Here is an 11223-nt window from a genome sequence, read left to right as displayed (position 1 = left end):
CTCGTCCGGCGGCCGCCCCCCGGGCAGGCTACCGGCGCCGTGCCCGTCAGCGGCCGCGCAGCCGCCGTACGAGAATGCTCGCGTCGCCCCGCGACTCCAGGTCGGCCAGAACCACCGCGACCGCCTCGCGGACGATCCGCCCGCGGTCGACGGCCAGCCCGTGCTCGCCGCGCAGCACCAGGCGGGCGTGTTCGAGGTCCATCAGTTCCTCGGCCGAGACATAGACCGTGATCTTCTCGTCGTGCCGCTCGCGGCCACTGGGGCGGCGGTTCGAACCGCGTCCGCTCCCGCTGCCGCGCCCGCGCTGCTGCTGGACGACAGGGGCGGGGGCCGCCTCCTGGGCGGCGGGCAAAGCGGCCGCGGGCACCGCGCGCTGGGCACCGCGCCCGGTCGGCGCGGCCGTCCCGAGCCGGTCGCCGTCACCGCCGCGGCTGCGCGACTCCCCCGCGTCGGCGTCGGCCGCGGAGTGCTCCTCGCGCCCGGCGGCGCCGGTGGCCCGCTCCGCTTCCGTTCCCGCGCCGTCCGCCGTGGCATCGCCCTCCCCGGCCGGAGCGGGCACACGGGCCTCGCTGTTCGCCTTGCGCCGCCGTTCCACCGGCGAGGAGGCCTGGAGCCCCATCCCCCCGGTGGTACGGAACAGTTCGTCGGCCCCGGGCAGACTCACTCGGCGTGACACCGGGCGAGCACCTCCCTGGCGAGCTGGCGATAGGCCGCGGCACCGACCGAGTTGGAGGCGTACGTGGTGATGGGCTCACCGGCGACGGTGGTCTCCGGGAAACGCACGGTGCGCCCGATGACCGTGTGGTAGACGTGGTCGTCGAACGCCTCGACGACGCGCGCGAGGACCTCGCGGCTGTGCACCGTTCGGGAGTCGTACATGGTGGCGAGGATGCCGTCGAGCTCCAGATCGGGGTTGAGCCGCTCCTGGACCTTCTCGATGGTCTCGGTGAGCAGCGCCACTCCGCGCAGGGCGAAGAACTCGCATTCGAGCGGCACTATGACCTTGTGAGCGGCCGTCAGGGCGTTCACCGTGAGCAGGCCCAGCGAGGGCTGACAGTCGATCACGATGTAGTCGTAGTCGGCCAGCAGCGGCTTCAGGGCGCGCTGGAGCGTGGACTCCCGGGCCACCTCGCTGACCAGCTGGACCTCGGCGGCCGAGAGGTCGATGTTGCTGGGCAGCAGGTCCATGTTGGGGACCGCGGTCTTCAGCAGGACCTCGTCGGCCGACATGCCCCGCTCCATGAGCAGGTTGTAGACGGTGAGGTCGAGCTCCATCGGGTTGACGCCGAGTCCGACCGACAGGGCTCCCTGCGGGTCGAAGTCGACGAGCAGGACGCGCCGCCCGTACTCGGCGAGCGCGGCACCCAGGTTGATGGTCGACGTGGTCTTGCCGACGCCGCCCTTCTGGTTGCACATCGCGATGATCTTCGCGGGGCCGTGATCGGTCAGCGGGCCCGGGATCGGGAAGTAGGGCAGGGGGCGGCCGGTCGGACCGATCCGCTCGCGGCGCTGCCGGGCGGCGTCGGGCGCGAGGGTGGCCGCGTACTCCGGATCGGGCTCGTACTCGGCGTCGGGGTCGTAGAAGTGCCCCTGGGGCTCGTCGAAGTCGGCGAAGTGGGCGGTGTCCCGGCCACTCTCGTTGCCGGCCATGGCGTTCACGTGTAGGCCGTCCATCATCTGGGGGGCTGTCGTCATGTGCTGTTGGGTGGCGAAGGTGCGGACAGCGACGGAGCCGACAGCCTCCAGCCCGGTCGGGCTCTGGCCCCGTGCGGGCAGACCTGGATGGACACCCCCGGGAGTAAATGTCGACTCATTCACAAGTCGTCTTACCTCCTTGGATGTGACCAGGAAACTTATCGATAGGTCAGCGTGGCACCATGCCGACGATTGGCGACTCTATGGCGTGTCACCGCTCCGCAGCAACACAATCCGCCGGACCCGGCCCGATGTGTCGGCAATCGAACACCCCGCTGTCAAGGGCACGCAGCCACCAGGGTGCACGTTTCCCGGGTGTACGAATCGGTCGAAGGTGCGCGTTCGAGACGAGTCGCACACGGACCGGGCACGGTCCGGACATGCCTCCGGCCGGACCTTGCTCGGCAAGGTCCGGCCGGACACACGAGGTTGACGAAGGAGGTTGACCCGTCAGCCGAGGAGCGAGCTCAGCTCGACGTACTCGAGGCCGTGCGCCTCGGCCACCTCGCGGTAAACGACCTGCCCGTCATGGGTGTTGAGGCCCTTGGCGAGCGCGGCGTCGCGGCGCAGCGCCTCGACCCAGCCGCGGTTGGCGAGCTCCACGATGTACGGGAGCGTGGCGTTGGTGAGGGCGTAGGTGGAGGTGTTCGGCACCGCGCCCGGCATGTTCGCGACGCAGTAGAAGACCGAGTTGTGGACCTTGAAGGTCGGGTCGGCGTGCGTCGTCGGGTGCGAGTCCTCGAAGCAGCCGCCCTGGTCGATCGCAATGTCGACAAGGACACTTCCGGGCTTCATCTTGGCGACGAGCTCGTTGGTGACCAGCTTCGGGGCCTTGGCGCCGGGGATGAGCACGGCACCGACGACCAGGTCGGCCTCGACGACGGCCTTCTCCAGCTCGAAGGCGTTGGAGACGACCGTCTGCACCTTGGTGCCGAAGACCTTGTCCGCCTCGCGGAGCTTGTTGATGTCCTTGTCGAGCAGCGTGACGTGGAAACCGAGGCCCACGGCGATCTGCGTGGCGTTCCAGCCGGAGACGCCGCCGCCGATGACGACGGCCTTGCCGGCCGCCGTGCCCGGGACGCCGCCCGGCAGCACGCCGCGGCCGCCGGCCGAGCGCATCAGGTGGTAGGCGCCGACCTGCGGGGCGAGGCGGCCCGCGACCTCGGACATCGGGGCGAGCAGCGGGAGGGCGCGGGTCGCGGTCTCGACCGTCTCGTAGGCGATGGCCGTGGTGCCCGACGCGAGCAGCGCGTCGGTGCACTCGCGGGAGGCGGCGAGGTGCAGGTAGGTGAAGAGCGTCTGGTCCTTGCGGAGGCGGTGGTACTCCTCGGCGATCGGCTCCTTGACCTTGAGGACCAGGTCGGCGGCGACCCAGACCTCGTCGGCGGTGGCGAGGATCTGCGCTCCGGCGGCGGTGTACTCCTCGTCCGTGATCGAGGAGCCGAGACCGGCGCCCTTCTCGACGACGACCTGGTGGCCGTGGCGGACGAGCTCGTTCACACCTGCAGGCGTGATCGCCACGCGGAACTCGTTGTTCTTGACTTCGCGGGGGATGCCGACCTTCACGTCGATCACGGTCCTTGACTCAGAGGATTATCCGGACATAGCAATACATACCCGGATAGACGCTACGTAATTGGAGACACCGCGAACACACGCGGCACAGCCATTCTAATGAAGGGTTTCGTACTGTCTAGCCTTACAAAGCATTATTTTTCTGTGAGAGCACTACGGATTTCGCAGGTCACACCCTTCTGATTCAGCAGTCGGTCCGCCACACCCCGGTGCAGCCCGGCCGCCGCCGGGTCGCCAAGCCGGTCGAGCGTGTCCGCCAGCCGGAGCTCCAGGGCCGCCTGAAGCCGTACGTCCCCGGCCCGCCTGGCCCACTCGACGGCCTCCTGGCAGGTGTGCAGGGACTCCTGCGGCCGCCCCGCGTACTCCTGCACCCGCGCCACCTCGCTGAGCGCCCGCGCCTGGGCCGGTACGTCCCCGAGCCTGCGGTAGCCCGCCGCCGCGGCACGCCAGTTCCGCAGCGCCTCGCCGTACCGCCCGGCATAGGTGTGCACCGCTCCGAGCCGCCCGTACAGCCGCGCCTCCTCGGCCCGCTCCCCCTGCGTGAGCCGCTGCGCCAGCGCCCGGCCGTACCAGTCGGAGGCCCGGTGGAAGTCCCCGAGTTCCGCGTAGGCGCCACCTACGGATTCCATCGCGCGGCCGGTGGCGTAGGGGTCCTTCGCGGCCCGCCCGGCGTCCAGCGCGGCGCGGTAGCGGGCCAGTGCCTCCTGGGTGCGGCCGGTCCTGGCGTCGAGGTCGGCGAGGTTGAGCAGCGCGGCGGCCTGCTCACGCGCCAGCCCGCGCCGCTCGGCGACCGCCAGCACCAGGCCGTGCAGCCCGTACAGCTCGGGGGCGGCGGACTCGGTGCCCTCGTGCACCGCCAGCGCCCGCACCAGCGCGGCCACCAACCTCCGTGCCAGCGTGTCGAGTTCACCGTCCTCGACGGCGATCCGGGCCGAGGCCAGCAGGGCGGGCCGACGGGCCCGCAGCCATGCGGCGGCGGCCTCCGGCCCGGGGAAGCGCAGCGACCTGGGCAGTCCGGCGAGCCGGTGGCGGACCGGGGAACCCTCGGGCTCGGTGACCGCCCGGCAGGACTGCAGCAGCCGTACGGTCCGCTCCAGCATCCGGGCCCTGGCCAGCTGGATCTCCGCCGGCCGGTCCCGGGCCGACAGCAGCTCGCGCAGCAGCGGCACGAGGCAGCCGGGCACTTCGTACTCCGGCTGGTCGGCCCCGTCACCGTGCAGCAGCCCCAGCGCCACGAAGTCGTCGAGGATCTGCTGGGCGGCCGATACGGAGCAGCCGGCCAGCGCGGACGCGGTGTGGGCGTCGACGAGCCCGGCGGGCGCGAGGGCGAGCAGCCTCAGCAGCCGGGCGGACACCGGCGGCAGCGCGTCATGCGCCAGCCGGAAGGCACGGGCCAGCGGGCGGGAACCGGACGGCTCGGCGTCGTCCGGCAGCTCGCGCAGCCGCCGGACGACGTCGGCGACCGATGCCATCGGGTGCGCGGCGAGCCAGCCGCCGGCCAGGGCCAGCGCGGCGGGCAGCCCGCCGCACTCCCGCACGAGGCTCTCGGCGGTCTGCGGATCAACGGTGATCCGGACCTCGCCGATCGTGTGGGCCAGCAGCCGCACGGCCGGGCCCGCCTCCAGCCCGCCGATGGTGCAGGGACGGACACCCGGGATGCCGGTCAGCGGGCCCCCGGAGGTGGCGACGACCAGGCAGTCCGGGTTGTCCGGCAGCAGCGGGTCGACCTGTTCGGCGTCGACCGCGTCGTCCAGGAACAGCAGGGCGCGGCGCCCGGCCAGCTCGTCGCGGACCATTCCGGAGAGCTCGTCCCCGTCCGCGCCGGGCGGGCCGGTCACACCGAGCTGGCCGAGGAGTTCGCGGGCGGTGCGCTCGGTGGGGACCGGAGTACCGCCGGGCTCGGTGAGCCGGACACGCAGCAGTCCGTCGGGGTGTCCGCCTTCGGCGAGCAGTCCGCGGGCCAGCTCGGCGGCGAGCGCGGTACGTCCGGAGCCGGGGCGTCCGGCGATCAGCAGGACCCGGGCGCGGGCGGCCTTGCGGCCGGCCAGGGTGTCCAGTCCGGTGTGTCCGACGTCGGCACGCAGCGCCTTCAACTCGCGGTCGCGGCCGAGGAATCGGGGGAGGGCGGCGCCGGACGGCTCCTCGGTTCCCGCCGCCTCGACCGGGCCGCTGGTGTCCACCGCCTGATCCGTCACGGGCCACGCTCCACTTCGCTGCACGCGTCGCCCTCCGGGACTCCGGTCAGGGCGTTCCGAGCGTAGTTCAGGCGTGCGGGCGTTTCCGGCGGAGCGTGCCGTGAGGATCCCCCGATCGGATCAGTGGCTTGTCCGATCGAAGGATCACGCAAGGGATCAGGAAGGACCGTGAGGGATCAGGAACGGTCCCGGTGGACCGTCAGGCCACGAACGGGCGGGCCGGCCAGGGCGCCTCGGCCGGCCGCAGCGAGTCGATCCCGTCACCCGCGAGGACCGCCGCGAGCGAGAGGACGCCGACCACCAGGCAGTTGTTGTGCAGCTCCCCCGCGAGCACCCCCCGGACCAGCTCCTGGAGCGGCACCCGGGCCAGCTCCATGTCGGCCTCCTCCTCGGAGACCTCGAAGCGCTCCCCGTCGGCCTCGGAGAGGTCACGGGCGAGGAAGATCCGTACGGCTTCGTCGCAGCCGCCCGGCGTGGTGTAGACGTCGGTCAGCACCCGCCAGTCCTCGGCCTTGACGTAGGCCTCCTCGTACAGCTCGCGCTGGGCGGCGTGCAGCGGGTTCTCACCGGGGACGTCGAGCAGTCCGGCCGGGATCTCCCAGAGCTTGTGGCGCACCGGGTGACGGTACTGGCGCAGCACGACGACCCGGCCGTCCGCGTCGAGCGCGAGCACGGCGACCGAACCGGGGTGGACCTGGTAGTCACGGCGCACGACGGTGCCGTCCGGCATCACCACCTCGTCGGTGCGGACGCTGGTCTTGTTGCCGGTGAAGGGCGTCTCGGTCGCGGTGACCTGCCACTCCTCGGGCGTGTCCTGGAAACCCATCTACGTCCTCCCACGGAAAACACGGAAACCGGGGCACGGTGTCCTTCACGGATCCGTACCCCGGTCAACGTTAATGCCTGTGCGCCCTTGGACTACTTGCCCGGGGCGGCACCGGTCTTGCGCGCGACGGCCGCCTTGACCAGACCCGCGAAGAGCGGGTGCGGGCGGGTCGGGCGGGAGCGGAGCTCCGGGTGCGCCTGGGTGGCGACCAGGTAGGGGTGGATCTCGCGCGGGTACTCGACGTACTCGACGAGCTTGTTGTCCGGGGAGGTGCCGGAGAAGACCAGACCGGCCTTCTTCTCCAGCTCGGCCCGGTAGGCGTTGTTGACCTCGTAGCGGTGGCGGTGGCGCTCCTCCACGTACGGCTGGTCCTCGTAGGCCTCGCGGACCAGCGAGCCCTCGGCGAGCTTCGCCGGGTAGAGGCCGAGCCGCATGGTGCCGCCGAGGTCGCCCGCGCCCTCGACGTACGCCAGCTGCTCCTCCATCGTCGAGATGACGGGGTGCGCGGTGGCGGCGTCGAACTCGGTGGAGTTGGCGTCGGGGATCTCCGCGAGGTTGCGCGCGGCCTCGATGACCACGCACTGGAGGCCCAGGCAGAGGCCGAGCAGCGGCAGCTTGTTCTCGCGGGCGTACCGGATCGCGCCGATCTTGCCGTCGACACCGCGGTCGCCGAAGCCGCCGGGGACACAGATCGCGTCGACGTCGCCGAGCTGCTTCGCGGCGCCCGCCGCGATCTTGCAGTCGTCCGAGGCGACCCACTTGACCTTGACCCGCGCCTTGTTCGCGAAGCCACCGGCCCGGATGGCCTCGGTGACCGAGAGGTAGGCGTCCGGCAGGTCGATGTACTTGCCGACGAGCGCGACGGTGACCTCGTGGTCGGGGTTGTGGACCCGGTCCAGCAGGTCGTCCCAGGTCGTCCAGTCGACGTCGCGGAAGGGCAGGTCGAGCTTGCGCACGACGTAGGCGTCCAGGCCCTCGGTGTGCAGCACCTTCGGGATGTCGTAGATCGACTTGGCGTCCACGCAGGCCACCACGGCCGCCTCGTCGACATCGCACATCAGCGAGATCTTGCGCTTGATGGCGGTCGGTACGTCGCGGTCGGCCCGCAGCACGATGGCGTCGGGCTGGATGCCGATGTTGCGCAGCGCGGCGACGGAGTGCTGGGTCGGCTTGGTCTTGAGCTCGCCGGACGGGCCGATGTAGGGCAGCAGCGAGATGTGGACGACGAAGACGTTGTCCCGGCCGACCTCGTGGCGGACCTGGCGGACGGTCTCCAGGAACGGCAGCGACTCGATGTCGCCGACCGTGCCGCCGACCTCGGTGATCACGACGTCGACGTCGTCGGTGGCCATACGGCGGATGCGGTGCTTGATCTCGTTGGTGATGTGCGGGATGACCTGCACGGTGTCGCCGAGGTACTCGCCGCGCCGCTCCTTGGCAATCACCTGGGAGTAGACCTGGCCGGTGGTGACGTTGGCCGAGCCGTCGAGATCGACGTCGAGGAAGCGCTCGTAGTGGCCGATGTCCAGGTCGGTCTCGGCGCCGTCGTTGGTGACGAACACCTCACCGTGCTGGAAGGGGTTCATCGTGCCCGGGTCGACGTTGAGGTACGGGTCGAGCTTCTGCATGGTGACCCGGAGGCCACGCGCCTTGAGCAGGGCACCGAGGCTGGAGGCAGTCAGACCCTTGCCGAGGGATGAGGCGACACCCCCGGTGACGAAGATGTGCTTGGTCGTCGTGGATGTGGGCTGCATAGCCAAAGGGGGCTCCCGTGGTCGCGATCGTGAGGTGCGTACCGGCTGTGCCGTCCGGAGACTCCGGAGGTGCCGTCGCTGCGGTTCGGGGGCCTCGTCTGCGGTTGCGGACGACCACCGGTCCACGGGCTACCAGGGTAACAGCGCCGAGTGGGCGCCGCTTCCGGCGGCGCCCGTACCGCCACCTCGCATGATCACCACGGGTGTCCGTACACACACCCGTTCGGACCTGTCCGGTTGTCAAGACCGTCGCGCGGATCATCGGTGTGCGTCGTATCCTGCTCGGACCACTCGCCCCGGGCGAGGTGACGCGTCGCAGGTTTATTTGCACGTTTCCCCGTAACACCCCCCTTGCGACGACCTCTTTTCCCGCAGTAATGCCCTATGGGGCTCCATGGCCGTTCGACTGGAGATGCACGTGGCCGGGCGCATCGAGGATTACGCACTCATCGGAGACATGCAGACCGCCGCGCTGGTCTGCCGGGACGGCACAGTGGACTGGCTGTGCCTTCCCCGCTTCGATTCGCACGCCGTCTTCGCGGGACTGCTCGGCACCGAGGAGCACGGCTTCTGGCGCCTCGGCCCGGCACCGGCGGACGGAGAGGGACCGCGGGCCGCGGACCGCCGCCGCTACCGCGGGGACTCCCTGATCCTGGAATCGGAGTGGGACACCCCCCGGGGCACGGTCAGGGTGACCGATTTCATGCCGCCGCGTGACGGGGCCCCGCAGGTGATCCGGATCGTGGAAGGGGTCAGCGGCCGGGTGCCGATGCGCTCGGAGCTGCGGATGCGGTTCAGCTACGGCCGGGTCACCCCGTGGGTGCACAAGGTCGACGGGCGCACGGTCGCCGTCGCGGGCCCGGACTCCGTATGGCTGGACACCTCCGCCGACACGTACGGCGAGAACCTCACGACGTACTCCGACTTCACGGTGGCGTCGGGCGACCGGATCGCGTTCACGATCAGCTGGCAGCCCTCCCACCACGGGCCGCCGGGCCTGCCGGACCCGGACGGTTCGCTGGACGCGACCGCCGACTTCTGGCGCGAGTGGGTCGAACAGTGCACGTACCACGGGCCCTACCGCGAAGCCGTGGTCCGTTCCCTGATCACCCTCAAGGCCCTGACGTACGCGCCGACCGGCGGCATCGTCGCCGCCCCCACCACCTCCCTGCCGGAGGACATCGGCGGCTCCCGGAACTGGGACTACCGCTACACCTGGCTGCGCGACGCCGCGATCACCCTCTCCTCGCTGCTGCGCACCGGCTACCGCGAAGAGGCCCGCGCCTGGCGCGAGTGGCTGCTGCGGGCGGTGGCCGGTGACCCGGAGAACCTCCAGATCATGTACGGCATCGCGGGCGAGCGCGAGCTGGGCGAGGCCGAGCTGGACTGGCTGCCCGGTTACGAGAACTCCGCCCCGGTCCGGGTCGGCAACGGCGCGGCGGGCCAGCTCCAGCTGGATGTGTACGGCGAGGTCACCGAGGCGCTGCACCTGGCCCACATGACCGGCCTGACCCGCAACGACTACGCGACGGGCCTCCAGCTCAAGCTGATCGAGTACCTGGAGAAGCACTGGGACGAGCCGGACGAGGGCATCTGGGAGGTCCGCGGTCCGCGCCGCCACTTCGTGCACTCCAAGGTGATGGCCTGGGTCGCCGTCGACCGGACCATCAAGCTCATCGACTCCGGCGACGCGGAGGGCCCGGTGGAGCGGCTGCGCGAGCTGCGCGACGAGATCCACCGCGACGTCTGCGAGCGGGGCTACGACGAGGAGCGCAACACCTTCACCCAGTCCTACGGCTCGCGGGAGCTGGACGCCTCGCTGCTGCTGATCCCGCAGATGGGCTTCCTGCCGCCGGACGACAAGCGGGTGATCGGCACGATCGAGGCGATCCAGCGGGAGCTGTCCACCGAGGACGGCTTCGTGCTGCGCTACCCCACGTCCGGCGAGGACGCGGGGGTGGACGGCCTGGAGGGCGACGAGGGCGCGTTCCTGGCCTGCTCGTTCTGGCTGGCGGACGACCTGGCGATGATCGGCCGGGTCGACGAGGCCCGCCAGCTCTTCGAGCGGCTGCTCTCCCTCCGCAACGACCTGGGCCTGCTCGCGGAGGAATGGGATCCCCGGCTCCAGCGCCAGGTGGGCAACTTCCCGCAGGCGTTCAGCCACGTGCCGCTGATCGACACGGCGCTGCGGCTGACCGCGAGCGGGGCGTACGTCGGCTGAGGAGCCCGGTCACGGGGCGGGCGCGAGCCCGTCCGCCCCGGTCTCCACGGGCCGCCCCGAGGGCAGCCCCCACTCACTCCATGAGCCGTCGTACACCGCCTGCCCGCGGTACCCGGCGAGTTCCGCCGCCAGGGCCAGGACGCAGGCGGTGACCCCGGATCCGCAGCTGAGGACCAGCCGCTCGCGCTCCTGGGCGCGGGCGGCGAGGGCACCGCGCAGCTCGTCCGCCGGGCACATCCGGCCCTCGCGCTGGAGCGAGCCGAAGGGCAGGTTGAGCGCCCCCGGCATGTGCCCGGCGCGCAGCCCCGGCCGGGGTTCGGCGACGGTTCCCGCGTACCGCTCCTGGGACCGGGCGTCGAGGACCACCGCGGCGGGGTCGGTCAGGGCGCGCGCCACCTCGTCGGCCGTGACGAACATCCCGGCGCGCGGACGCGCGGTGAAGTCGCCGGGCGCCGCCGGGGGCGCGGGCGGGGTGCTCTCCAGCGGGAGCCCGGCGGCGATCCAGGCGGGCAGACCCCCGTCGAGCACCGCGACCCGGTCGAAGCCCATGGCCCGCAGCATCCACCAGGCCCGCGCGCTGGAATAGACGCCCGCGCCGTCGTACACGACGACGGTGTCGCCGTCGTTCACGCCGAGGGCGCTCAGTTCCTCGCTGAACCGGTCGGCGCCGAGCATCGTGTGCGGCAGTGGCGCGGAGGGGTCGGAGAACGCCCCGTCGATGTCGAAGGTCTGTGCGCCGGGAATGCGCCGCTCACTGCCCCGGTGCGCCCCGACCGAGGCGTCGAGGACCACCGGCCCGTCCGGGGCGCCGACGCGCGGTGCCAGCCAGTCCGCCCCGACAAGCGGCCCGAAAGGCCCCCGCCCGCCCGCGTACGCCCTCACGTCGTCGTCGCCCACATCTGCTCCAAGATCGCTTCGGCGGATACCGGGGCCGCCCGGACCGCGCGGCGCCCACAA

8 protein-coding genes are annotated in these 11223 nt (G+C 71.6%); 1 reads left to right on the top strand and 7 read right to left on the bottom strand.

Annotated features, from left to right (window positions below):
- Positions 1 to 46: 46 nt before the first annotated feature.
- From ACFVWY_RS06115 to ACFVWY_RS06090, 6 genes are all read right to left on the bottom strand, one after another.
- A complete protein-coding gene (locus tag ACFVWY_RS06115; protein ID WP_389868342.1) occupies positions 47 to 664 on the bottom strand; it encodes a hypothetical protein in 618 nt (205 codons plus the stop codon).
- Positions 661 to 1776, bottom strand: a complete 1116-nt coding sequence (locus ACFVWY_RS06110; RefSeq protein ID WP_389868340.1) for a ParA family protein — start codon at positions 1774 to 1776, stop codon at positions 661 to 663. Before ACFVWY_RS06110 ends, ACFVWY_RS06115 begins: the two co-directional genes overlap by 4 nt.
- Positions 1777 to 2145: 369 nt before the next feature.
- Positions 2146 to 3261 carry an alanine dehydrogenase gene (gene ald / locus ACFVWY_RS06105; RefSeq protein ID WP_389868338.1) on the bottom strand — a complete coding sequence of 372 codons (1116 nt, stop codon included), beginning with the start codon at positions 3259 to 3261 and terminating at the stop codon, positions 2146 to 2148.
- A gap of 143 nt (positions 3262 to 3404) precedes the next feature.
- The gene (locus ACFVWY_RS06100; RefSeq protein WP_389867782.1) at positions 3405 to 5465 is read right to left on the bottom strand and encodes a tetratricopeptide repeat protein; all 2061 of its coding nucleotides are present in this window, start codon (positions 5463 to 5465) and stop codon (positions 3405 to 3407) included.
- Positions 5466 to 5664: 199 nt separating this feature from the next.
- Positions 5665 to 6291 carry an NUDIX domain-containing protein gene (locus ACFVWY_RS06095; RefSeq protein ID WP_389867780.1) on the bottom strand — a complete coding sequence of 209 codons (627 nt, stop codon included), beginning with the start codon at positions 6289 to 6291 and terminating at the stop codon, positions 5665 to 5667.
- A 92-nt stretch (positions 6292 to 6383) separates the two neighbouring features.
- Complete coding sequence (locus ACFVWY_RS06090) at positions 6384 to 8045, bottom strand: CTP synthase (protein WP_389867778.1); 1662 nt, start codon at positions 8043 to 8045, stop codon at positions 6384 to 6386.
- Positions 8046 to 8463: 418 nt separating this feature from the next.
- Between ACFVWY_RS06090 and ACFVWY_RS06085 the strand changes: the two genes are divergently transcribed.
- Positions 8464 to 10266 carry a glycoside hydrolase family 15 protein gene (locus tag ACFVWY_RS06085; protein WP_389868336.1) on the top strand — a complete coding sequence of 601 codons (1803 nt, stop codon included), beginning with the start codon at positions 8464 to 8466 and terminating at the stop codon, positions 10264 to 10266.
- A 9-nt stretch (positions 10267 to 10275) separates the two neighbouring features.
- Here the strand turns inward: ACFVWY_RS06085 and ACFVWY_RS06080 are convergent, their stop codons facing one another.
- Positions 10276 to 11163, bottom strand: a complete 888-nt coding sequence (locus ACFVWY_RS06080; protein ID WP_389867776.1) for a sulfurtransferase — start codon at positions 11161 to 11163, stop codon at positions 10276 to 10278.
- Positions 11164 to 11223: the final 60 nt, after the last annotated feature.

The sequence above is a fragment of the Streptomyces sp. NPDC058195 genome, from assembly GCF_042883525.1.
In the GTDB taxonomy this organism is placed as follows: domain Bacteria; phylum Actinomycetota; class Actinomycetes; order Streptomycetales; family Streptomycetaceae; genus Streptomyces.
This window is presented reverse-complemented; position numbering and strand designations above follow the sequence as displayed.

Excerpts from the sequence above, each read along its gene's own strand:
- ACFVWY_RS06095 (WP_389867780.1), bottom strand. The coding sequence starts at position 6,291 with ATGGGTTTCCAGGACACGCCCGAGGAGTGGCAGGTCACCGCGACCGAG.
- ACFVWY_RS06090 (WP_389867778.1), bottom strand. The coding sequence starts at position 8,045 with ATGCAGCCCACATCCACGACGACCAAGCACATCTTCGTCACCGGGGGT.